Origin of the sequence: Oscillatoria sp. FACHB-1406, assembly GCF_014698145.1 — a bacterium.
Classification (GTDB): Bacteria; Cyanobacteriota; Cyanobacteriia; order Cyanobacteriales; family Spirulinaceae; genus FACHB-1406.
Genome location: NZ_JACJSM010000006.1, coordinates 199,153 through 221,286 on the forward strand (window position 1 = coordinate 199,153; position 22,134 = coordinate 221,286).

The following is a 22,134-nucleotide window of genomic DNA, read 5'->3' on the forward strand; positions in this document are numbered from 1 at the left end:
ATGTTAGAAAATATAGTAAATATTTAAGGTTTTTGAGATTTAACTTGTAAATTTTTGTTTGAGAAATGACTCAACCCATACCGCCGATACCGCCGATTACGCTTCCCCCTATGCGCAATCCCCAGCAAGAAGGGGACTGGCTAAAAAAAGCTTTACGGGATTGGCTCGATCGCGAATTTATTCCCGAAACCGTCAATCAACAGATCGCCGAACGCGCTTCCCAAATTTTTGTCCGCCAGCGTTTAGAGGGCGAGAACGATCTCGGTTGTTTGGTCATTGCCATTGTTACTGAGATGCAGGCTTTTGATTTTAGCAAAAGTTTTTATAGCGAATTTGCGATCGCGAACGCTGTTAGCGACTTAATCCTCGACAGTTTGGGGATCGATCGCTGCTGCGGGCAGTAGTTCGATTCAGTTATCGGAGAGCAGTAACCCATTTGTTTAGTTACCGGAAAAATTTTCGTTCGTAGACGATTTCCTGTTCGGGGATTACTGCTCGCTAGTTCCTGATAACTGATAACTGATAACTGTTAACAGATAACGATTAAACTACCAACTCGACTTAACAACACCCGGAAGTAAACCTTCGTGCGCCCACTCTCTGAAGACGTTCCGAGACAAACCAAAGTCGCGATAGTAACCTCTCGGTCTTCCTGTCGCCCAGCAACGGTTGCGCAAGCGGACTTTAGCGCTGCTGCGAGGTAACTGTTGAATTTCGCGGTGAATTTCTAATTTTTCGAGCTGAGAACTCGTCGTTCTAAACTTTTCTTTCAATTCTGCGCGTCTTTCCGCGTACTTATCTACGAGTTTCTGGCGCTTTTTCTCGCGCTCGATCATGCTCTTCTTTGCCATTGAGTCCTGAGTTCTGGATTTTAGACAGCATTCTCGATTTTAACTCATTTTGAAGGCGGAAAATCCCCAATCTAGATTTTCTCTCCTGTCTCTCCTCCTGCCGTTACTCAAAAACCCCAGTAACGCCAGCCCACCCCGATGCTAGTTCTCCCAATCCCCTTACGCCGGAAACCCAAAAATTCTCTACTATGACTTAAGGATTTTGTCAAGCTATTTTTCCCAATTAGCTCTCTAGCGCTTATAACAAAGCTTGAATATCTTTGGCTAAATCTTCCGGCTTAGTCGTAGGCGGATAGCACTTAACGACCTTGCCGCTGCGATCGACCAGAAACTTAGTAAAGTTCCATTTAATTCCTTCCGTCCCCAAAATACCGGGTGCTGCTTGAGTCAAGTACCGATATAAAGGATGAGCGTTGCTTCCATTCACGTCAATTTTTTGGAAAAGGGGAAAAGAAACGCCAAAGCGAGTTTCGCAGAAAGACTGAATTTGCGACGAATTTCCGGGTTCCTGCTGCCCGAATTGATTGCAGGGAAATCCTAAGATTTCCAACCCTCGATCGCTAAAGCGCTCGTATAAAGACTGCAATCCTTGGTATTGAGGCGTAAAGCCGCACTGACTCGCCGTATTGACAATCAGTAAAACTTTATCTTTATAAGTATTTAATGACACCGGATTGCCATCAATCGCGATCGCGGAAAGGTCATAAATCGATGCAGGTGCTTGTGCGGTCACAGGATTAAAATACTCCCCAGTTTTAAAAGATATCCAACTTTTGGACAGTATATAGCGTTTTTCCTAAGCGTGAGGCACGCTTTTTTCAAAGTTCCGCTGACGATTTCGCTTCGTTAAGCGTGCAAGTCAACTCGTTACTGGCTCGCCCCCCAAAATTTAATTTCGTCGGGGCAAGCGCTAATTAAATATTGACCGTCAGGCGAGATGGCAATGCCGTTCACGGGGAGCGCGTGAGCTTTAATGCGGCGCAGTATCTCGCCCGAATCGAGGTGAATAAATTCGATCGTGCCATCTTGATGACCGCTAATCGCCAATTGGTTATCGGGACTGAGCGTTAAGCAAGTCACATGAGAGGACTGAATATTTAACGGTCCCAATAAATCGCCGGTTGCAAAATCCCACAGTTTAATATTGCTATTTTCGTGTCCCGTAACCAAAATACTCCCGTCGGAGGTAAGAGCTAAGGCAGTTGTACCGAAGGAGTAGTCATTGAAAGGACAAATTGTCTCGCCGGTTTGTAAATCCCAGAGTTTGACGTTACTGTGCAATGCACCGCTAATTAACGTTAATCCATCGGGGGAAATCGCGATCGCACTGACCCCCACCGCCGCATCGTTCAAAGGGCCTAGCAGTTCGCCCGTCAGAAAGTCCCAGCGTTTGACTTTCGTTCGTTCCGCGCCGCTAATCACCGTATGACCGTCCGGCATCACGGCCAGACAGCGAGTTTCCTTAGAAAACAAACTCCATTGCACTACCAGCGTACTGGTTGCTAAATCCCAAATTTGGATCGGGTGGACTGCGCTTCCGGTGAGGAGATATTGTCCGTCTGGGCTAATGGCGAGACAATCGATATTCCGAGCGGCGCGATCGCCCAGGCTTCGATAACATTCTAAAGAGGCGTAAGGTGTCGGCGCAATCTCGAATTCGGCGAGTTCGGCTCCATTATTGCTTTCCCAGCCCCGAGTTTCCCGGGCAATTGCCGCTTCTGTAGGGACAGGGGTAGCGGGCGGTGCTAGATCGGGTTCTGAAAAATTGTTTTGTAATTCTGAGGTTGTCGGCGCAACTGGAGGTACTTCGACGCTCGCAAACGGCTCGGCAAAGCTTTCAGAGAGAGTAGAAACGGTCGTATCGGGAGGAGTCGCCGTTGCAAAAGGATCGGCGAAGGCTGCCCCCGCATCAGTAAGGGGAGAAGGATCGGAGTTTTCCGCAGGCGCGAAGGGATCGATAAAGGCAGTAGCAGCCTCAGTCTCGGCGGCGGGATTGGAGTTGCTCGCGAAGGGATCGACAAAATTTTCCGTTACGTTCGCTACCGGGTTGAGTTCGATACTTTCGGAAGTGGTTAAGGGAGGGTAGTTGGTTTCTGGGGGGGGAAATTCAGCGGTGGGGGGAACGGGTTCGAGAACGGGTTCGGGCTCGACAGGTTGTGGCGTTGGCGGAGCGAGGGGTTCGGTGGGGAGAGATTGACGCGGGAGCTTGGTTTTGTTGAGGGCAGATTTGAGGGCTTTTTGGAAGGGGATGCGATCCCAGGAAGTTTCAACGACTTCGATATAGTTTAAGTAGGGCTGCGGGACGATCGCGGTAACGTCGGCGGTGCGATCGCTAGTGACAATGGCTGCGATTTTTTGCAGTTCGGGATCGGTTTGGAGTTTTTTCAGCACTTCCCAACCGCTAACGATAGCAAGCTCGAAGTTAAAGATGACAACCCGCAAACCGACGCGATCGCTGTCTAACAATACGATTGCTTCTTCGCCATCGCTCGCCTCGACAACCTCGAAGTTGCCGCTGGGAAGCATTTCTCTAATCTGCGCCCTCCGAGTCGCAAGTTCGTCAACAATTAGAACTTTATTCGCTGCCATCGTTGTTGCCTTTGCATTTCTCCTACTCTCAATATTAAGATGTTATCGACCCTTATTCAAAATTCAAAATTAAGAATTAAGAATTCCTGGAGCGTGCAAATCACTCCAACTAATTGAGAGGGAGCGAGAGAGAATAGAGAGAAGGAATGACTTGTTTTTATCCCGCTCCTTCATCCTTAATTATTCGGTCTTCATCATTCATTATTTATCATTCATTATTTATCATTCACTGTGTCTGAGTTTCAAATTTACACGGAATTATTACAGCAGTTGATGCAGGAACGAGGAATTTCGAGTTTTCGACAATTTTGTCAGCAATCGGGACTGTCGGCGCGTCAACTGCTGCGCTTGCGTCGAGGAGAATTGTTGCAAATGCGGATCGAGGATGCGTTGAAGGTTAGCTCGACACTGCAAATTCCCTTGCAAGGTTTAATCGAACAATTTACGGCGACTCCTGCGGCCGGGAGTGTAGCGGAGTTTAAGGCAGGATCGGAAGAGGAAGGGAAAAAGACTGAGGATTTCAAGGCTTTGCAACAAGAATACTTGCAGTTGCAACAGCACTTGCAAGACCAGCGCGAACTGCTGATGCAAGAGTTTCAGCGCAGTAGTTTGCAAGCGATCGAATCTTGGTTAGTCTCTTGGTCGGCGGCGGCGACCAAGGCAAAAGAAAATCCCGATTTACCGGCAACGAGATTATTGCCTTTGGTCAAACCGCTCGAGCAACTGCTACAGCAATGGCAGGTAGAAGCGATCGCGACGGTAGGAGAAGAACTCCAGTACGATCCCCAACTCCATCAGCCGGTTGAAGGAACGGCGCAACCCGGCGAGCGGGTGCGCGTGCGTTACGCGGGTTATCGCCATCGAGGGCAACTGCTGTTCCGCGCTAAAGTGAGTCCTGTGTCTTAGTTCGCGTCAGCAGAAGAGTCTTCTACTGCGTTGTCATCCTCGCGATCGCTGCCGGACGGACGGTTATCATAGCGTTTGTTCCGGAAGGTACGACCGCGATTTAGCGATTTCCGGAACCGGCGCGCGTAAGCTTTATTGCGCAGCGCTTTTTCTTTCTTTGGATTGCGACGTTTCGACATGGTTTCCTCATAGACACAGATTAAAAGGCCCCTGGTGCGTTGTAATTCACTCCCAAGCATCCCAGAGGCATAGCGGGCTTTTTCTAGAGTGTGCCGCGAGATTGACACTCCACTGCTTAAAGGCGAGTGGATTCTTGAGCTAATCACTGCGCTTTCTGGTTGCCCTTACTTACGTCTTACATGATTATGTCTGAACCGAACTTACTAGAATATCACTTGCTATCTAGGTGTCCTTTTTAGGGTTCACTCTCCAAGCGTTTTCCCGTTTCCGGGAGATTCGGGTATGCCCTACCCTATCTGTCTTGCGACAAGTCTTTTACTTGTTTTCATTCGCCGTTGTTTATCGGCTACTGCGCTATGATTTACGAGGTTTTCGCTACCCTCCTTTTTGTCTCTTGTGCAGACTTTCGAGTTCTAGGGTTCAACTCAGTATGAGCCATTCACTACCGCCCACTCAGGGAATTCAAACCGGTTCCATTATAACATAAAGCCGTCCTACGCTTTGTTAAAGGACGTAGCTCTAAACCCAAATTTTCGGTAAAACGAAATTCAAAGCGCGAGGCAATTTGAATTTCTTGTTAATTGTGACCCACTATCGAGGGGGACTGCTGCGCGCTGGGAGGCGGGCTAGCGTCATCGCGACCTCGAGGGGGAGCAAACCCTAGGGAACCCGGAATTCGACACATCTAAAAACAATATCAACTTTTGTCTCTTTGTTGTCCCCCTTTTACTAAAGCGATCGCGTGTTTCAATCAGTCAGGGAGGCGAGGGGATACGATTATCGATCGAGCTTTAGATCGGCTCGGATTGCGGCGGGTTGGGAACGGAAGCCTCAGTTAAAACGGATTTGAGGTGCGATCGCGCGGTTAAGTGGCAGCGCGCAATTAGCAGCGAGGAGTGACAGCGCACGGCGAGTTCGTCGGTGTAACTGCCCAGGGTATGCCGTTCGATTCCCCATTCGCGCGTCGTTCCCGCTAAGGTGAGATCGACGTTAGCTGAGGCTTGAATGACAGCTTCTAAAGGTTGACTATTTCCGACGGCGACGATTTCGAGACGCGATCGCGCAGCGGGGGGGAGTGAGTCGAGCAAACGTTGCAATTCGTGGGTTAATGCTTGCGATGGTTCGGCTTCGGGTTCCGGGCGCAAAATCGTCAGCTGTCGGGAGTCGTCGTTCACGAGTAGGCGCAAGGCTAACTCCAGGGCTAAATCGTCGTGAACGTTGGCAGCGTAAGGAACCAGGAGGGTATTGAGGCGAGTGCGCCCGCGATCGACGAATACCGCCACATCTACGGGCGCGCCGCGCAGAATCTGCCCGACTCTACCGCCTAAACGATTGCTGCTGAATGTCGGGCGATGCCAACCGACGAGGATTAAGTCGGCGCGATCGAGGCGGGCGATTTGGATGGTTTCGCGCGCCACATCGTTTGTCGTGCGGATGATGGGTTGGATGAGCTTTTTGGCTTCCGTCAATTCGAGGCTGTTTATTAATCCCTCGAGGGTGGTGCGCCGTTCCTGCATTAATCGTTCTGCTTCGACCGGGGTACTCTCAAAGGCGTAATCTTCTTGCAGTTGGATCAAACTCAGGGGATGCACGACAGCAGGCGGTTGTCCTTGCCCTGCAAGCGAGATCGCTAATTGCAACAAACCGCGCTGCGTATCGGGATTTGCTACCGGAACCAGAATGCGATAATTGGGTGCGAGTTCCTGCGTTTCATCCTCCACCGTATCCAAACGAATCAGGCGTTTCGGGAATGTCCATTCCAACAGCGGCGAAGTCATGAACGTCGTTACTAAAGCCATAATCACCAACATCGCAAACAGTAACGGCGAAATAACGCCCAGGCTCAACCCAATATTAAGAACGATTAACTCCGTTAGTCCGCGCGTATTCATCAGCCAGCCTAAAGCCGAAGCTTCTCGATTTTCAATCCCGCAAACCCTTGCAGCAATGTATGTTCCCGCGTATTTGCCAATGACGGCAACCCCTAAAATAGCTGCGCACAATCCCCAGAGTTCCGGGCGATCTAACAGACCAATTTGCGTTCGCAAACCGCTATAAGCAAAAAATACGGGTAGCAAGAAAATTAAAACAAAATCTTCGGTTTTTTCGGCAATTTCTCTCGTTAATCCTGCATTTTTAGGCATAACTGCCCCTAACAGAAATGCTCCAAAAATTAAGTGAATTCCAATAAATTCTGTAATTAAGGCAGAAGCAACAACTGCCATATAAATTCCCGCAAGGGTCAATTGTGTCAAACGCCCTCTGCGGTTGTAATATTTTGCCAACCGTTTCAAGAATTTTCGTCCGATTGTTAACATCAAAGCGATGTAGATTATCGATTCGATAATCGTAGGTAAAGCACCCGTCATACTATTGGTTCGCGTTACCGCGATCGCGACGGCGAGCAAACACCACGCTGTCACGTCATCCACCGCCGCACAAGTTAAGGCTAACGTACCCAATCGCGTATTTTGTAGGTTATTTTCAGTAATAATTCTGGCTAGAACTGGAAAGGCAGTAATCGACATTGCTGCGCCTAAAAACATCGCAAAAGCAGTAAAAGAGACGCTGTTATTCGAGACTTGCGGGTACAGGAGCAACGCCAAAATACTTCCCAATGAAAAAGGAACCAGAATGCTAACGTGGGAAGTTAAGATTGCAATGTCTAAGTTCCCCTTTAGATATTTTGGGTTTAATTCTAAGCCGATCAAAAACATGAAAAAGATCAGCCCGACATCTGAAATAACCTCTAAAAAAGGGATTGTTTCTGGTGGAAATAAGGCTCCCGACCAGTGGGGAGCAATTAACCCCAATAGCGACGGGCCTAACATAATTCCGGCAACAATTTCACCAATAACTTGAGGCTGTTTTATCCAGCGAAAAGCCGAACCGACAAGACGCGAAATCCCGATGACAATAAGAACTTGAGCGAGAACGAGGACCGGTAAAGGCATAACTTTAAATCCATCAATTACAGCAAAGAGTTGAAAGCCAAGGGTACCTCGGACGATACTATCGTATAAGCGAGTTAAACAAAAATTTCTCTTAATTTAGTATTAAAATACTAATCTACAGAAAATTCTTGAAAGTGAACCGCGAATCTTGAATAATAGGAAGGATCGTTATTCCTTTGTGAAGCAAGGGAACAAAGAATTCGTTAGCAGAGTCGGCCCGGAAGCGGTCATGCTTGATGCTCGTCACGCCGTTCGTGCCTTGCAAGTAGCCTAAATTGCTAGAATACCTCAAAACCCCTAACGCAGAGCAAAGATTGTAGCTCTTCATTCAGATTAAGCGGGATACCAGATGCGGATATTTATTAGTACCGGGGAAGTTTCGGGCGATTTACAAGGCGGGTTGTTAGTGGAGGCGTTGTATCGCCAAGCGGCCGCTGCGGGCATCCCTTTAGAGATCGTCGCCTTGGGGGGCGATCGCATGGCAGCAGCGGGGGCAGAACTCCTCGGCAATACCAAGGGCATCGGTTCGGTAGGTTTGCTAGAAGCGATTCCCTTTATTCTGCCGACGTTGCAAGTGCAAAAAGCAGCAAAGCAATATCTGAAAAATAATCCGCCCGATCTTATTGTTTTAATCGACTACGCAGGGCCAAATAACGTTATCGGCAACTACGCACGCCAGCATCTCCCTAACGTGCCGATCGTCTACTATATCGCACCGCAGTATTGGATTTGGACACCATTTCCCAATGACATCAAAAAGATGATTGCAGTCACCGATCGCTTGCTAGCTATTTTCCCCGAAGAAGCGCGGTTTTTTGAAAAGCGAGGCGTATCGGTGGGATGGGTAGGACATCCCCTTGTCGATCGCCTCCAGAACCCGCCAAAGCGTGAGGAAGCGCGACAGGAATTAGGAATTGCCCCCGACGAACTCGCCATCTCTTTATTCCCCGTTTCGCGCCGCCAAGAAGTGAAATATTTATTCCCGAATTTATTTTCCGCCGCGCGAGAAGTTCAGGAGCAATTGCCGCAAGTTCGTTATATTATTTCCCTCTCGCTGCCGGTGTATCGCAAGCCGATTCAAGAACAGATCGATAAGCACGGGTTAAAGGCGATAATTTGGGAAGGACACAGTTTAACGGCAATGGCGGCGGCAGATCTGGCGATCGCGAAATCGGGAACGGTAAACCTGGAAATTGCCCTGATGGGTATTCCTCAATTGGTGGTGTATCGTCTCAGTCCGATTACCTTGGGGTTTGCGCGAACGGTGCTGAAATATCCTTCGCCGTTCCTCGCACCGCCGAACTTAGTGCTGATGGAACCGATTGTGCCGGAGTTGTTTCAAGAAGAGGCAACGCCAGAGAATATTGCTCAAAACGCGATCGATTTGCTGTTGAATCGAGAACGACGCAATAAAATGCTGCACGATTACCAACGGATGCGCGATTGTTTGGGAGAAGCAGGCGTGTGCGATCGCGCCGCGCGGGAAATCTTAGAGTATCGCAAATAAAGATTTACGGCCTCATTTCTCCATGAGCGAGGATCCCAGAACTCGGTACAATAGTCAATGTTTAAGGATTGTATACAATCTTGAGGAGCGCTCCGAATGGCAGAAGAAACGAATCCCCCAGAACAGCAGTCAGAACAGGTTGAAGCTGCCGCCGAACCCAAGGCACAAGACGCAGCAGATACACCAAAAGCGAAACCGCCCGCTAAAGAGAAGCCTCCCGCCGCCGAAAAAGCGAAAAAGCCCAAAGCCCCGGCAGTGGAAGACAAGCCCTTTACTGAATTTATGCAACAAGATTTCCTTCCCGCCTTGCAAACAGCAGCCGCGAAGGAAGGGGCAAAAGATATGAATCTCAAGTTTGTCAATGAAGCTGTTCCGATTGTCGGTGCTTCGGCGACGGAAGCTTGCTGGCAAGTACGCGGCAGTTGGGGAAGAGACAACTATCAGTTCAATATTTATTTCCCCGATGCCGATATTCAAGGCAAAAAAGGCTTTTCTTTTTCGACTAACGGTGCAAAGCCTAGCATTCTCGAATCGTTTATGATTGACGAACGTAAAGTCAGTTTGGATCTGATGGTGTTGTACGCCGTACAACGCCTGAATGCTGAAAAACTGTTAGCGAGAAATTAGCTCGAACCGTTTATCTGTAGCCGAATGAAAATTCTTCAGATCGTCCCTTCGATATCCTTAGTCTATGGCGGCCCCAGCCAGATGGTGAGGGGATTGTCCGCAGCTTTAGCAGCGCGAGGAGTTGAAGTGATGGTGCTGACGACGGACTCGAACGGCGATGCGGGACAACCGCCGTTAGATGTTCCGCTCGATCGCCCTGTCGCCGAAGATGGCTATCAAGTCCGTTATTTTCGCTGTTCCCCCTTTCGGCGTTATAAGTTTTCTGTCGAGTTGTTGCGCTGGTTGGGGCAGAACGCGCGAGAGTACGATTTAGCGCATATTCACGCGCTATTTTCGCCGGTGAGTACCGCAGCGGCGACGGTGGCGCGATCGCGCGGCTTGCCCTATATTCTCCGTCCTCTGGGGACGCTGGATCCGGCCGACTTACGGAAAAAGCAGCGTCTCAAGCAGATCTATGCAGCACTGTGGGAAAGGAAGAATATTGCAGGGGCGGCGGCGTTGCATTTTACGAGCGATCGCGAAGCCGAAATTTCTCATCGCTTCGGCGCGAAAACCCGAGATCTCGTACTTCCCCTCGGAGTCCAGTTATCAGAACTGCCACAGGCGGGTAAAGCAAGGGAAAAATGGGGAATTGCGCCGGAGATTCCCTTACTGTTATTTATGTCGCGCCTCGACCCCAAAAAAGGCTTCGATTTGCTGTTTCCCGCCTTAGAAGCCTTGCAATCGGAAGGGGTTGAGTTTCACTTCGTTTTAGCCGGATCGAATTCTCAAGCGCCCGATTACGAACGGCAAATTCGCGATCGCCTTTCCTCCTCTCCCCTTAATTCTCGCACTACCATTGCCGGATTTGTGACCGGCATCGATAAACTCGCCCTCCTGCGCGATGCCGATCTCTTCGTACTGCCGAGCTATTATGAAAACTTTGGCATTGCCGTTGCTGAAGCCATGCTTGCGGGTTTGCCCGTTGTCATTTCCGATCGCGTCGATCTCGAAGTAGACGTGCGCCAAGCCGGTGCGGGTTGGGTGGGTTCGTGTCAGATTGAAAGCTTGACAAACAACCTTCGTTCTGCAATAACGAATGAGGCAGAACGGCAACAGCGAGGGAAGAAAGCGCGCGACTATGCCTTAGAGCATTATAGTTGGGACGCGATCGCCGCTCGCACCCTTGAAGCCTACAAACGATTAATAATGAATAATGAATAGTGAATCGCTATTATTAGCGAATCGTAAAATTGTGAATTGTGCAACGCATAACCAATCGAAATTCGTTGTCAATCATCAATTATTATCGACAGTCGTACCCTTGAAGCTTGTTAATAATGAATAGTGAATCGTTATTATTGAATCGTAAATTGTGAATTGCGCGGCGGATAACCCATTAAAATTCGTTGTCAATTATCAATTCTCCATTATCCATTATTAAAGATGTCTAAATTCGTATTCGTCACCGGCGGTGTAGTCTCCAGTATCGGAAAAGGAATTGTCGCCGCGAGTTTGGGGCGCTTGCTCAAATCGCGAAACTACTCCGTTTCCATCCTCAAACTCGACCCCTATATTAACGTCGATCCCGGCACCATGAGTCCCTTTCAGCACGGCGAAGTGTTCGTTACCGAAGACGGCGCAGAAACCGACTTAGACTTGGGACATTACGAACGCTTTACCGACACCTCCATGTCGCGCCTCAACAGCGTCACGCAGGGTTCCATCTATCAAGCCGTCCTCAACAAAGAACGACGAGGCGACTACCAAGGCGGTACCGTCCAAGTCGTCCCCCACATCACCAACGAAATTCAATCGCGCATTGCCCGCGTCGCTCAAAACACCCATTCCGATGTCGTCATTACCGAAATTGGCGGCACGATTGGCGACATCGAATCGCAACCCTTCCTCGAAGCCATTCGCCGCTTTCGCAAAGAAGTGGGGCGCAATAACGTACTCTACGTCCACGTGACCTTAATGCCGTGGATTCCCTCCGCCGGAGAACTGAAAACCAAACCGACGCAACATTCCGTCAAAGAATTGCGCTCGATAGGCATTCAACCCAATATTTTAGTCTGTCGGTGCGATCGCCCGCTCCCGCCCGGAATTAAAGAAAAAATCTCCGAATTCTGCGACGTTCCCGTCGAATCCGTCATCACCGCCCAAGATGTCAGCAGCATCTACGAAGTTCCCCTCCGCCTCGAACGCGAAGGACTCGCCAAACAAACCCTTGCCCTGCTAGAACTTGAAGCTCGCCATCCCGACTTAAGCGCTTGGCAAACCCTCGTCGAACGCATGAGTGCGCCCAGCCGACACATCGAAATTGCCCTCGTCGGAAAATACATTCGTCTCAGCGATGCTTATCTTTCCGTTGTCGAAGCGCTACGCCATGCCGCCATCGCCTCGAACAGCGAAGTCAAACTGCGCTGGGTTAGCGCTGAAGACTTAGAAATCGACGGCGCAGCCAAACATCTCAAGGGCGTAAGCGGCGTTGTCGTTCCCGGCGGATTTGGCATTCGCGGTGTTGATGGCAAAGTCATCGCTATTGAATACGCGCGCCAAGAAAAAATTCCCTTCCTAGGATTATGTTTGGGAATGCAGTGCGCTGCGATTGAATGGGCGAGAAATATAGCCCGCTTAGAGCAAGCGAACAGTGCAGAGTTCGATAAAGATACTCCCAACCCTATCATTGCGTTACTGCCCGAACAAGAAGATGTGGTGGATTTAGGCGGTACAATGCGCTTGGGCTTGTATCCCTGTCGCATCGCCCCCGATACGCTCGCGGCTTCTCTCTACGGCGAAGAAGTGGTTTACGAACGCCATCGCCACCGCTACGAGTTTAATAATGCTTACCGCAACCTCTTTGTAGAAACCGGCTATCAAATCAGTGGAACTTCTCCCGACGGGCGTTTAGTGGAAATGATTGAATATTCAAATCATCCCTTCTTTATTGCCACTCAGTTCCATCCCGAATTTAGCTCTCGTCCGAGTAGCCCTCACCCTTTATTTCTCGGCTTTGTTAAAGCAGCCCTGGAATGGGATGATGCTGAAGATGCTTCCTCTACTTCGATGGCGAGCGAGTCATTGCCTTCCTTAGTACAAGTTGCTGAGGTATCCTAAAGGAGAGGCGATCGCGAGATTTAGTTCGTAAGTTGTGGGGAACGACAAATGCTTGTCGCTCCAAACCCGAACTAAAGGGAAGTGTCGGCAATCGTCTCGCACGATAAAATGCGATCGATCGATTCAGGAATATGTAGGAGCAGTCTTTTAGCATTTGCCTTGCGATCGGGAGGTTTTGTGGCACATTGGATCGAAATTAATTACGAACGGAAGAAATACTTTGTGGATCTCGACCGCATTGTAGTATTCGCCACCGCTCCTAACGGTCGCTTGACTTTTTGGCTGCCTGCCAGTTCGATTCCGATTATTCTCAGTCATTACAATGATGGGGACAGTTATTATCGGGTTCTCGAGTATATTAAAACGCTGAAAAGCTCATCTTTGAGCGGAAGTTGGGTGCGTCTCTTCTACGAACGTCAAGAATATTTGATCGATTTAAATTCGATTGGGAGTTTTTGTTATGCAAATCATAAGTTAACGTTTTGGCTTCCGGATAGTTCTATTCCTATTGTTTTAAGCCAACAAACAGAACCGGAAGCTTACGAAAAAATTCGGCATTTTATTAGCGAGAGAACTGGAAAGTCTATATAATTCGTAATTCGTAATTCGTAATTCGTAATTGGAGCGATGCAGAGAACGCTATTTTTTCATTTTCGGATCCAACGCATCGCGCAGGCCATCGCCGATATAATTAATGCTCAACACCGTTAAAAAGATCGCCAAACCCGGAAAAATCACTAAATGCGGCGCTTGGGTCATGTAATCTTTGGCTTTAAATAACATCTGCCCCCAAGTCGGGACATCGGGAGGAAATCCTAAGCCTAAAAAACTGAGTGTAGATTCGGTAATAATGGCAGTGCCGACGGCTAAAGTTGCAGCGACAATAATAATGCTGGCAGTGTTGGGTAAGATATGCGCCAAAATGATGCGTCGCGGATGCGCGCCGAGGGAACGGGCAGCTTGGACGAATTCCATTTGTTTGAGTTGCAGGAAGTTAGCGCGCACGAGACGGGCGACGGACATCCAGTTGAGTCCGCCGATGATGAGGACGATGAGGAAAAAGAGTCCGGTTTCTGGCCCTGCGATCGCGCGAGCGGTATCGCGGAATAAATAGACCATTAATAAGAGTAATGGCAATTGCGGCAGCGAGAGGAAGAGATCGGTAGCGCGCATCAGTAACGTATCGAGCCAGCCGCCATAATACCCGGAAATTGCCCCGATCGCGGTTCCCAAAGAAATTGCCACAGCCATCGCCGCTAAGCCCACCGCCAGGGAAATCCGCCCGCCAACCAGCATTCGCGCCAGTTGGTCTTGTCCGAGGTCGTTGGTGCCGAAGGGATGCGCCCAACTGGGGGAAGCCATCGATCGCGCGAAGTCGATGCGATCGGGGGGTGTCGTATAAACCCAAGGACCGATGATAACAGCTAGTGCGATCGCGCCTAAAATAATTGCGCCGAAAACCGCTAATTTATCGCGTCCGAACTGCCGGAGGGGAGATTCAAAATTCAAAATTCCTGCTCCCTATTCCCCCGACACCCATTATTCCGTCCCTCATGCTTCACAGGCGCAACAAAATATTAGAACAGTGGCTATCCGTACCGCAAGTATTGTACAACCCATAGCGATCGCTCAATTTTTTGACCGTTTCGGTTTGCGCGGGAGTCGATTGCCAAGGATTGGTTTTGCGGTAGGCGTAATAGGTTTCTACACCATCGATGCCCAATCCTACCGCCGTTGGAATCAAAAGCTTTGCGGGCTGGCGATAGCGCTCGGGATGCGCGAGTACCGCAAGTCCGCCTGCTTGATGAATCGCACAGATAATGCGTTCGGCCCGCGCTTCTTCTCCATCCTTATATTCCACTCTTTGGAGATAGGGCGCGATCGCGGGATGTTCGGGATCGAAAGCATACCCTAAAATATGCACATTCGTATCAAGCAGCCGCGCCGTAATCTCTACGCCTACCCAAAGGTGAGGGAACAGACATTCGGGCTTGCGCATCCGCATTTCTTCGAGCCAAGATTGCGCCGCTTCATAGCCCCGCACGGTATGATGGTCGGTAATAGCTAAACCTTGCAAGCCAACTTGTAGGGCTTGTTTCATCACAGCTTCCGGCTTAAGTTGACCGTCCGAACAAACCGTATGTAAATGAAAATTGTAGGTGTAGGGACAGCTATTCGGTTTAATATTTTCCCAAACTCGAACGAGGCGATCTTTGTCTCGGGCAGCGAGATCGGGAGACGCTAAAGCGCGAACCGTGGAAATTGCCATAATGCTTTGATGGTTAGGTGGGGTTAAGCGATCGCGAGCAGTTTTTTCCCTCGCGGAATATAAAATTCACAATGCAAAATTCAAGATGCTTCCCCAGAGAGGATGTAAACGTAATTTGACGGGTTGTCCGCTCTGCGCCGTATATTGAACTATCCCTGAGAACGTTGAAGATTGCTAAGCGTTGACTTTAAGTTAGTGTAACAAAAACGAACTCAGAAGGTTTGTTGTGTATTTAGCAGCGTTTTACGAATCGATTCCCTTTGAGCCAGCTTTGTAGAATTTCATCAAAATTTTTTATTTCTAGCTTTAGCGCGGCTGATGTTCGGAAAACGCGATCGCTCTGTCAATCAGTTACAATCGATCGATAGAATTGCATCTTCAAGTTGTATCGAACGCAACCGTTTATGGAAGTTATCCCTGCCATCGATTTGCTCGAAGGTCGCTGCGTGCGACTCTATCAAGGCGACTACCAACAATCGCAGGTGTTTAGCGAAAATCCCACCGAGGTGGCGCGGCGCTGGGAAAGTGAAGGAGCAACACGCTTGCATTTAGTCGATCTCGACGGAGCCAAGCAAGGGCATCCCGTCAATACAGATGCGATCGCCTCTATCGTCCGCGCTATCTCAATTCCCGTGCAAGTCGGGGGCGGATTGCGCGATCGAGAAGGAATATCGAAACTGCTCGATTTGGGAGTCGATCGCGCGATCGTCGGTACGATTGCCGTAGAAAAGCCAGAACTCGTACAAACCCTGACTCGAGAATTCCCCCAAAAAATTGTCGTTGGAATCGACGCGCGCGACGGACAAGTCGCAACCCGAGGCTGGTTGGAAACCTCCCACATCGCCGCCACCGAACTCGGACAGCAAATGGCAGAAATTGGCGCGGCAGCGATTATTTACACCGATATTCACCGCGATGGTACTCTGGCGGGGCCGAACTTAGAAGCCTTACGCGAGATGGCAAAAGCGGTAGAAATTCCCATTATCGCATCCGGCGGCATCGGTTCGCTGACCGATTTATTGAGTTTGCTCGCCCTCGAACCGGCGGGCGTGACCGGCGTTATCGTCGGTAAAGCACTCTACAGCGGCGATGTGTCGCTGGTTGAAGCGGTTCGCGCGATCGGTTCCGGACGCTGGCAAGACGTACCACCGGGCGATAGCAGTTTTTCGACTTTCGCTTAAGGCAAGAGTCGAAAAACCGCTGTGATAAGGTAAATTGGGTAAAACCGTTTCCCTCCCCTAAAGGCGTGACCAGATAATTATTAATTCGTAATTCGTAATTCGTAATTTCAGGTCACAGAGCCACTAATTTTAATTAGGAAAAAGTAGCTCGATGCCTAGCAACGATATTCAAGCCCCTGACTTGAGTTGTAGGGTGATAATTACAACCTACATTTCGACAGGTGCTGTACTGCGATGTCCCGAGCTTGCTGAAGGGATATTGCGATCGTTGAGCTTGCCGAAATGCAGAAGCGCTCAATGACCGCGAATTATTAATTACGAATTATGTTGACAGCTTATGCACGACGACGAGCGCCAAGAACAAGAAATTCAACGAGAACTCGATCCTCAATCTCTTGCCGAGATTCAGAAGCGCGAGGAAATGCTGCGGCTTCAAGAAGAAGAACGCCGTATTGCTGACACCCAGAAATTTCTCGTTCTCGAAAAAATGATTCGCGGCGTTTATTTCTTGGTGGGAGCGCTTCAAGTTCTCTTGATCCTGCGATTCAGTTTATGCCTTTTGGGGGCTAATCCCGATAATCAAGTTGCTCTGGTTTTGTATAAGTTATCGAGTCCTTTTTATGCTCCCTTTTCCAATTTGTTTGGCAATCCAGAATGCGCTGCGGGCAGACCTGTTTTTGATGTGAATCTTATTGTTGCGCTGGTGGTCTATGCGGTGTTAGCTTGGCTGTTTGCGAAGTTATTACGGGTCTTTTGGAGCTAAAACTTTACTAAGGTTTACTAAAGCGGATGGCATTTAACCAGTCTTGAATTTCGCCTGCTAACCAGTGGAGTTCGTATTCGCTGAGATATTGCCCGAAAAGGAACTGGCGATCGCGTTGAGCGGCAAAAAAGAGGATTTTGCGTTTTGTTTGGGTAGCAATCGAAATACCGTGATGGGGTTGACCGGTGCGATCGCGCCATTTAGTCAGGTAAACTTCTTCAATCTGCGCTAATTCTCCCCGTTCTACGCGACCTCCAGGGGCATTGTGCCGAATTTCAAAGACATTGCGATTGAAAGAAACTTGCGTTCGCTGAAAATAGGTACTGCCTCGTAATGACAAAATTAGCCAGAGGAGGGCTAGGTAAGGCAGCAAAGAAAAGGGGAGTAGCACCAATCCGACAAGGGCAGAAGCCAAGCCCGTGAAGGATACCAGCGTACAAATCCCCGCGACGGTCAAAATACCCCAGCCCAGGGCCTTCTGAACTTTCTCTTTCGATCGCAACCCTCCTCCCATCGATCTAAAAAGACTGCCAAAGGAGCGTTGGAAGGGTTTGATACATTCAATCTCGAAGCGAGAGGGAATTTCAATCGTTAACTGTTCTGAGGTTTTTAATAGGCGAGATAGTCGCCCGCGTGCGGGTTGAGCGACGCTGGGCGTTACTGTCGATTTGTGCTGCAAGCTCTCTAAGGCTTCTTTGGCGCTACTGAAGCGCTTTTGCGGGGAAGGTTCGGTTAGTTTCTCCAACCAAGCGATGAATCGCTCGTCTGTTCCCGCTGCGAGGCGATCGCGAAATTGAAGGCGAAAGTCATCTTTTGCTAATTCCGACGGTGCAACCCCCGTTAGTAAATGAATCGCTGTCGCCCCTAAAGAGTATAAATCCGAGGCGGGAACCGATTGACCGCCGTACTGTTCTAAGGGCGTATAGCCGTAAGTTCCCACCACCGTAAACGTTGCTGCGGCTGCGGGCGGACGCACTTGCACCGCCCCAAAGTCCAGGAGATAAACGCGATTGTCCTCACCCCAGAGGAGATTGCTCGGTTTGATATCTCGGTGCAAAATGGGCGGATGCAGCCGGTGCAGGTATTGCAAGATTTCTAAAACATCTTCAAGGGTGCGCTGTACTTGTTGGAGGGAAAGCGGTTGACCGCAATCTAATTTTTGTTTGAGGGATTGTCCGGGGATGTATTGCTGTACTAGGGCAAACCAGAGACTGCGATCGTCGAGGGAAAAATAATCGTAATACTTGGGAACGCGAGGATGGTCGAGTTGCTGTAGAATTTGCGCTTCTCGCTCGAAGAGTTTCAACTCATCCCACTGTACCGCTCCACCCAGCGCCAAGAGCTTGACAATGACTTGGATTTGTGTAGTGTTATCTCGGGCTAACCAAGTTTGTCGCGCGGGACTGCTGTTTAATAGCTGTTGGAGGTAGTAGCGATCGTTGAGAAGGGTGTCCGAAGTGAGCATAATTAGCGCTTCGCAGAATTCAAAGTTTACAGTTCGCGCTGCTGGTCTCCCAAGCAATTCATCTTTTTGCATGGTAGCGTAACCCCAATCCGGATAGACAGGGGAGGGGGGATTTCAATTCAAAATTCAAAATTCAAAATTAAAATTCAATAGCGCGGTTGGACAATCCGAGGAAACCTGGTAGTCCCTCGCGCTCGAGATTCAAAAGTGGGTAATGGGGCGCTTCAGCAGGCTTCCCGTTTACAATTGCCGCAAATATTCAAGCAGATCGGCCATTTCTTGCGGCTTCGGTTGAAACATTGGCATCGGAGGAGTTTCACCGCTAATGACTTGGTGGATTAAGCTTAATTCGGATCGGCGCTGGGCAACATGGTGCAGGCTGGGTCCGACTAACCCCTTACCCTCTAGTCCGTGACAAGCTGCGCAATTGATCTCAAAGATGGCGCGACCTCGGTCGGGATTGCTTTGTGAGGTTAGAACGCTGTGGATATACGGATCCGAGGCGCGATACCAATGGAGGGCTGCGTAACCCAGCGCGATCGCGGCACAGATGGCAGCGATCGCGAGGATTGACCGCTGGATGCTGGTTTTTGAATGGACGGATGGGTTATCCACAAGAGATTAGAAAAATGTTTCTTTAAGTTAAGCTGGCTAGAGCTATCGCCTTGACGCGCCCCAGCCCATCGGCCCCGACGGATAACCGGGAAGAAGGCAGGTTTTAAAGTATTTCGTTTAATAAACATAGCTTAAGATTTATAGATATACGAATCAAGGTGCAAGCCGATAGATCCTAAAGCGGATAAGATTTCAAGCCGCTTGTACAGTACGATGAGAAAACAGAAATTTAAGATAGAGCCTTAAAGGAGTGCTGAAATGATCGAACCTTTATTGTTGGGCATTGTTGCCGGTCTTGTCCCCATTACTTTAGCGGGACTGTTCGTTGCGGCTTATCTTCAGTACAAGCGCATCGAAGAACCGAGACTGTAGGCAAGTTAGCATCGCGCTGCCTTTGACTCTCAACACTGCCCCTTTTCCAATGGAGAAAGGGGCGAATTGTTATTGAGCAATTTGATAAAAAGCGATCGCGGTATTTCCGTAGACTTTGTGACGAACCCGTTCGAGTCCGGCAATCTCTACCGCCTTCCAAAGCTTGGGATCGTGTTCGATGGCGAGTTCTCCCGTATCGCAGAGCAATTGCAAACGCGCGATCGCACAGGGAACCGCTTCGTACAAATCGCTGCGGTAAGGCGGATCGAAATAAATGCGATCGAACTGTTCCCCCGCTAAATCGTTGAGCTTTTGACGGACATCCCCACGCAACACGCCCATTGATTGTCCGGGGCGGATGATGCCTTGCCAATTTTGCCGTATTATGCTAATAGCCCGTCCCGATTGTTCGATGCCCACCACGCGATCGGCCCCGCGACATAGCGCCTCGGCTCCCATCGAACCATTACCCGCACACAAATCCAACCAGCGACAGCCTTCAATATCGCCCTGCCAGATATTAAAAACCGCTTCGCGCACTCGAGCCGAAGTCGGACGAGTCGCTTGTCCGGGTAATGTTTTCAATAAACGATTGCCATAAATTCTCATTGCGCTAATTTAGCATCAGAGGCAGCGAAGAACCCAATAAAATTGTTAAAAAGTTGAGGAAATATCGGCATGAATACAATTTTCTTCGATTCTACCCTTAGCGACGATTTGAGACGGCAACATCTTTACCAAGGACAGCTTTTTGTCTATTCACCTTGTCCCAGCGCGATCGCGATGGTTCAATTTGCCCGAGAACTCATTGAAGAAGCGTTTACACCGCTCGATCCGAGAACAGCACAATATAGCTTACCTGTCGAAGAATATGTCGCTATTTTAGCAAAACTAAAACCCTATTTTATCCACCACCCACAATCAAAACAGTTAATTCAAGGAATACTGAATGAGCTTGGATGCGACTTAAGCAAAACCTATTTTGATGTCCCTAGAATGAGAACGGCTACCAGCGATGGTTATCTCTCCTCCGGCATTGCTTATGCTTTTCATCCCCATCGCGATACCTGGTATTCCGCTCCTCCCTGTCAATTAAACTGGTGGTTTCCGATCTACGATGTAGAGCCAGATAATATTATGGCTTTTCATCCTCCTTATTGGAGTCAAGCGATTCAAAATGGCTCGAAAGATTATAATTACCAGAAATGGAATCAGGAAAGTCGAAAAAATGCCGCACAACATATAAAAACAGATACCCGAAAACAACCCAAACCGGAAGAAGAAATGGACTTAGACTCCCAATTACGAATCGTTACTGCGGTGGGAGGGGTTATTATTTTTTCGGCAGCGCAAATGCACTCAACTGTTCCGAATACTTCGGGAGTAACGCGGTTTAGTATTGACTTTCGCACCGTACATCTTGATGATGTTATCGGCAAAATTGGTGCGGCTAATATTGATTCTGCTTGTACGGGAACGAATTTAAGAGATTTTTTGCGCGGTACGGACTTAACACAAATCCCAGAAGAGATGGCGCTCCTTTACGATTAGATGAGCTAAAGCGTATTTAAACTGGGTAGACTCAATCTCTCCCCGTCCCCCCTCTACAGCATTTTACAGCTAAGACGATCGCGCGGGGTTACAGTTTGCGGCTCGCGCGGTTAGGATCGTCCCAGAAAGTCTATTCTGTGATTGCATGAATACATCGCTCGTTCCCGTAATCTTAGCTGGTGGTAAAGGAGAACGCTTTTGGCCCCTTTCTCGGCGATCGCGCCCCAAACAATTTCTCTGTCTTGATGGTAGCGGCAGAAGCCTCCTACAAGCTACCGCCGATCGCCTCCTCGATTTAGCCGGGGGCTGGGAGAACCTTTGGGTGATTACTTCTGCCCCCATCGCCGAGGGCGCGCGCGAACAGTTACCGGAACTGCCCGAAAGCAATTTACTCATCGAACCGGAAGGACGGGATACCGCCCCTGCCGTCGCTTGGGCGACGCTGGAAGTGGCCAAGCGTCACGGCGAAGAAGCCGTTGTCGGTTTTTTCCCCGCCGATCCTTGGATTGGCGATGTAGCGGGCTTTTGCAAAACCCTGACTGCCGCCGCCGAACTTGCTGCGAAAGAAAGCGCGATCGTTACCCTCGGAATTTCTCCTGCTTACCCGTCCACGGGCTACGGGTATATCGAACAGGGGGAAGCCAAAGGAGATTTTGGCGGTTTAGCGGCTTACTCGGTTAACCGTTTTACCGAAAAACCCGACGAAGCCACCGCGCGCCAATTCATCGATACCGGACGTTATAGCTGGAATAGTGGGATTTTTGTGTTTCGCGCCAGCACGGTTTTAAGCGAACTCGCCGTCCACGCGCCGGGGATTCTCGAACCGTTACAAGCCAAAGGAAAAGAGGCTTATTCGCAATTGGAGAAAAAGAGCATCGACTATGCGTTAATGGAAAAAACGCAACTCGCTTGCGTGATTCCCGCCGATTTCGGGTGGGACGATTTGGGCGATTGGAATGCGTTGGAACGATTGCAAGGCGATGTGAAAAATGTTGAGTTAGCGCGTCATGTCGGCTTGGAAACGCAGGGTTGCATTATTCATTCCAGCGATGACAATGAGATTGTTGCGACGATTGGGTTAGAGGATGTGGTTGTCGTGCGCGATCGCAATGTTACCCTCGTCGTCCCCAAAAATCGCACCCAGGATATTAAACTGCTGCTTAAGCTATTGCAAGACGATCCTCAGTTGAAGGAGTTGTTGTAAG

General features: G+C 49.3%; 22 protein-coding genes. 12 read left to right on the forward strand and 10 right to left on the reverse strand.

The window, feature by feature from the left end:
* Nucleotides 1-65 precede the first annotated feature (65 nt).
* Complete coding sequence (locus H6G50_RS09085; RefSeq protein WP_190715381.1) at nt 66-404, forward strand: hypothetical protein; 339 nt, start codon at nt 66-68, stop codon at nt 402-404.
* A gap of 144 nt (nt 405-548) precedes the next feature.
* Here H6G50_RS09085 and rpsN read toward each other — a convergent pair whose 3' ends face one another.
* The 3 genes from rpsN to H6G50_RS09100 form a co-directional block, all read right to left on the reverse strand.
* Nucleotides 549-851, reverse strand: coding sequence for a 30S ribosomal protein S14 (rpsN, locus tag H6G50_RS09090; RefSeq protein WP_190715383.1), 303 nt, complete (start codon nt 849-851; stop codon nt 549-551).
* 238 nt (nt 852-1,089) lie between these two features.
* Nucleotides 1,090-1,584, reverse strand: coding sequence for a redoxin domain-containing protein (locus tag H6G50_RS09095; protein ID WP_190715385.1), 495 nt, complete (start codon nt 1,582-1,584; stop codon nt 1,090-1,092).
* 134 nt (nt 1,585-1,718) lie between these two features.
* The gene (locus H6G50_RS09100; RefSeq protein WP_190715387.1) at nt 1,719-3,440 is read right to left on the reverse strand and encodes a response regulator; all 1,722 of its coding nucleotides are present in this window, start codon (nt 3,438-3,440) and stop codon (nt 1,719-1,721) included.
* A gap of 231 nt (nt 3,441-3,671) precedes the next feature.
* On the opposite strand from H6G50_RS09100, the gene H6G50_RS09105 reads away from it, so the two are divergent.
* On the forward strand, nt 3,672-4,346 hold the full coding sequence (locus tag H6G50_RS09105) for a helix-turn-helix domain-containing protein (protein ID WP_347239910.1): 675 nt from the start codon (nt 3,672-3,674) through the stop codon (nt 4,344-4,346).
* On the opposite strand, the gene H6G50_RS09110 is transcribed toward H6G50_RS09105, so the two are convergent.
* Both H6G50_RS09110 and H6G50_RS09115 read right to left on the reverse strand, forming a co-directional pair.
* On the reverse strand, nt 4,343-4,525 hold the full coding sequence (locus tag H6G50_RS09110; RefSeq protein WP_190715388.1) for a hypothetical protein: 183 nt from the start codon (nt 4,523-4,525) through the stop codon (nt 4,343-4,345). The genes H6G50_RS09105 and H6G50_RS09110 overlap by 4 nt on opposite strands.
* Before the next feature lie 792 nt (nt 4,526-5,317).
* Nucleotides 5,318-7,480: a cation:proton antiporter gene (locus tag H6G50_RS09115; RefSeq protein ID WP_190715390.1), complete on the reverse strand. Its 2,163-nt coding sequence runs from the start codon at nt 7,478-7,480 to the stop codon at nt 5,318-5,320.
* A gap of 349 nt (nt 7,481-7,829) precedes the next feature.
* Between H6G50_RS09115 and lpxB the strand changes: the two genes are divergently transcribed.
* The 5 genes from lpxB (at nt 7,830) to H6G50_RS09140 (ending at nt 13,304) form a co-directional block, all read left to right on the forward strand.
* Nucleotides 7,830-8,987, forward strand: a complete 1,158-nt coding sequence (lpxB, locus tag H6G50_RS09120; RefSeq protein ID WP_190715392.1) for a lipid-A-disaccharide synthase — start codon at nt 7,830-7,832, stop codon at nt 8,985-8,987.
* A 96-nt stretch (nt 8,988-9,083) separates the two neighbouring features.
* On the forward strand, nt 9,084-9,614 hold the full coding sequence (locus H6G50_RS09125; RefSeq protein WP_190715394.1) for a DUF2996 domain-containing protein: 531 nt from the start codon (nt 9,084-9,086) through the stop codon (nt 9,612-9,614).
* A 24-nt stretch (nt 9,615-9,638) separates the two neighbouring features.
* Nucleotides 9,639-10,817, forward strand: a complete 1,179-nt coding sequence (hpsP, locus tag H6G50_RS09130) for a hormogonium polysaccharide biosynthesis glycosyltransferase HpsP (RefSeq protein WP_190715396.1) — start codon at nt 9,639-9,641, stop codon at nt 10,815-10,817.
* Nucleotides 10,818-11,039: 222 nt separating this feature from the next.
* Nucleotides 11,040-12,713: a CTP synthase gene (locus H6G50_RS09135; protein ID WP_190715397.1), complete on the forward strand. Its 1,674-nt coding sequence runs from the start codon at nt 11,040-11,042 to the stop codon at nt 12,711-12,713.
* Between the two features lie 177 nt (nt 12,714-12,890).
* Nucleotides 12,891-13,304 carry a hypothetical protein gene (locus H6G50_RS09140; protein ID WP_190715399.1) on the forward strand — a complete coding sequence of 138 codons (414 nt, stop codon included), beginning with the start codon at nt 12,891-12,893 and terminating at the stop codon, nt 13,302-13,304.
* Between the two features lie 48 nt (nt 13,305-13,352).
* On the opposite strand, the gene H6G50_RS09145 is transcribed toward H6G50_RS09140, so the two are convergent.
* Nucleotides 13,353-14,222, reverse strand: a complete 870-nt coding sequence (locus tag H6G50_RS09145) for an ABC transporter permease (protein WP_199302771.1) — start codon at nt 14,220-14,222, stop codon at nt 13,353-13,355.
* Between the two features lie 49 nt (nt 14,223-14,271).
* Nucleotides 14,272-14,982 (reverse strand): PHP domain-containing protein, encoded by a 711-nt coding sequence (locus H6G50_RS09150; RefSeq protein WP_190715401.1) that lies wholly within the window; start codon nt 14,980-14,982, stop codon nt 14,272-14,274.
* Nucleotides 14,983-15,386: 404 nt separating this feature from the next.
* Between H6G50_RS09150 and hisA the strand changes: the two genes are divergently transcribed.
* Nucleotides 15,387-16,163, forward strand: a complete 777-nt coding sequence (gene hisA, locus H6G50_RS09155) for a 1-(5-phosphoribosyl)-5-[(5-phosphoribosylamino)methylideneamino]imidazole-4-carboxamide isomerase (protein WP_190715403.1) — start codon at nt 15,387-15,389, stop codon at nt 16,161-16,163.
* A gap of 337 nt (nt 16,164-16,500) precedes the next feature.
* Nucleotides 16,501-16,926: a YggT family protein gene (locus H6G50_RS09160; protein ID WP_190715405.1), complete on the forward strand. Its 426-nt coding sequence runs from the start codon at nt 16,501-16,503 to the stop codon at nt 16,924-16,926.
* A gap of 7 nt (nt 16,927-16,933) precedes the next feature.
* On the opposite strand, the gene H6G50_RS09165 is transcribed toward H6G50_RS09160, so the two are convergent.
* The gene (locus H6G50_RS09165) at nt 16,934-18,391 is read right to left on the reverse strand and encodes a serine/threonine-protein kinase (RefSeq protein WP_190715407.1); all 1,458 of its coding nucleotides are present in this window, start codon (nt 18,389-18,391) and stop codon (nt 16,934-16,936) included.
* 240 nt (nt 18,392-18,631) lie between these two features.
* The gene (locus H6G50_RS09170; RefSeq protein WP_190715409.1) at nt 18,632-19,006 is read right to left on the reverse strand and encodes a c-type cytochrome; all 375 of its coding nucleotides are present in this window, start codon (nt 19,004-19,006) and stop codon (nt 18,632-18,634) included.
* A gap of 258 nt (nt 19,007-19,264) precedes the next feature.
* Between H6G50_RS09170 and petG the strand changes: the two genes are divergently transcribed.
* Complete coding sequence (petG, locus tag H6G50_RS09175) at nt 19,265-19,378, forward strand: cytochrome b6-f complex subunit V (protein WP_190715411.1); 114 nt, start codon at nt 19,265-19,267, stop codon at nt 19,376-19,378.
* A gap of 69 nt (nt 19,379-19,447) precedes the next feature.
* On the opposite strand, the gene rsmD is transcribed toward petG, so the two are convergent.
* Nucleotides 19,448-19,987 (reverse strand): 16S rRNA (guanine(966)-N(2))-methyltransferase RsmD, encoded by a 540-nt coding sequence (rsmD, locus tag H6G50_RS09180; RefSeq protein WP_190715413.1) that lies wholly within the window; start codon nt 19,985-19,987, stop codon nt 19,448-19,450.
* A 69-nt stretch (nt 19,988-20,056) separates the two neighbouring features.
* Here rsmD and H6G50_RS09185 point away from each other — a divergent pair, with 69 nt between their 5' ends.
* Nucleotides 20,057-20,929 (forward strand): hypothetical protein, encoded by an 873-nt coding sequence (locus H6G50_RS09185; RefSeq protein ID WP_190715415.1) that lies wholly within the window; start codon nt 20,057-20,059, stop codon nt 20,927-20,929.
* Nucleotides 20,930-21,074: 145 nt separating this feature from the next.
* The gene (locus tag H6G50_RS09190) at nt 21,075-22,133 is read left to right on the forward strand and encodes a mannose-1-phosphate guanylyltransferase (protein WP_190715418.1); all 1,059 of its coding nucleotides are present in this window, start codon (nt 21,075-21,077) and stop codon (nt 22,131-22,133) included.
* The last annotated feature ends 1 nt before the right edge of the window (nt 22,134 follow it).

Bases quoted from the DNA above. Each gene is read 5' to 3' on its own strand.
- H6G50_RS09085 (WP_190715381.1), top strand. From the start codon at position 66: ATGACTCAACCCATACCGCCGATACCGCCGATTACGCTTCCCCCTATG.
- rpsN (WP_190715383.1), bottom strand. From the start codon at position 851: ATGGCAAAGAAGAGCATGATCGAGCGCGAGAAAAAGCGCCAGAAACTC.
- H6G50_RS09100 (WP_190715387.1), bottom strand. From the start codon at position 3,440: ATGGCAGCGAATAAAGTTCTAATTGTTGACGAACTTGCGACTCGGAGG.
- H6G50_RS09110 (WP_190715388.1), bottom strand. From the start codon at position 4,525: ATGTCGAAACGTCGCAATCCAAAGAAAGAAAAAGCGCTGCGCAATAAA.
- H6G50_RS09115 (WP_190715390.1), bottom strand. From the start codon at position 7,480: ATGCCTTTACCGGTCCTCGTTCTCGCTCAAGTTCTTATTGTCATCGGG.
- lpxB (WP_190715392.1), top strand. From the start codon at position 7,830: ATGCGGATATTTATTAGTACCGGGGAAGTTTCGGGCGATTTACAAGGC.
- H6G50_RS09125 (WP_190715394.1), top strand. From the start codon at position 9,084: ATGGCAGAAGAAACGAATCCCCCAGAACAGCAGTCAGAACAGGTTGAA.
- hpsP (WP_190715396.1), top strand. From the start codon at position 9,639: ATGAAAATTCTTCAGATCGTCCCTTCGATATCCTTAGTCTATGGCGGC.
- H6G50_RS09135 (WP_190715397.1), top strand. From the start codon at position 11,040: ATGTCTAAATTCGTATTCGTCACCGGCGGTGTAGTCTCCAGTATCGGA.
- H6G50_RS09150 (WP_190715401.1), bottom strand. From the start codon at position 14,982: ATGGCAATTTCCACGGTTCGCGCTTTAGCGTCTCCCGATCTCGCTGCC.
- hisA (WP_190715403.1), top strand. From the start codon at position 15,387: ATGGAAGTTATCCCTGCCATCGATTTGCTCGAAGGTCGCTGCGTGCGA.
- H6G50_RS09160 (WP_190715405.1), top strand. From the start codon at position 16,501: ATGCACGACGACGAGCGCCAAGAACAAGAAATTCAACGAGAACTCGAT.
- H6G50_RS09165 (WP_190715407.1), bottom strand. From the start codon at position 18,391: ATGCTCACTTCGGACACCCTTCTCAACGATCGCTACTACCTCCAACAG.
- petG (WP_190715411.1), top strand. From the start codon at position 19,265: ATGATCGAACCTTTATTGTTGGGCATTGTTGCCGGTCTTGTCCCCATT.
- rsmD (WP_190715413.1), bottom strand. From the start codon at position 19,987: ATGAGAATTTATGGCAATCGTTTATTGAAAACATTACCCGGACAAGCG.
- H6G50_RS09185 (WP_190715415.1), top strand. From the start codon at position 20,057: ATGAATACAATTTTCTTCGATTCTACCCTTAGCGACGATTTGAGACGG.
- H6G50_RS09190 (WP_190715418.1), top strand. From the start codon at position 21,075: ATGAATACATCGCTCGTTCCCGTAATCTTAGCTGGTGGTAAAGGAGAA.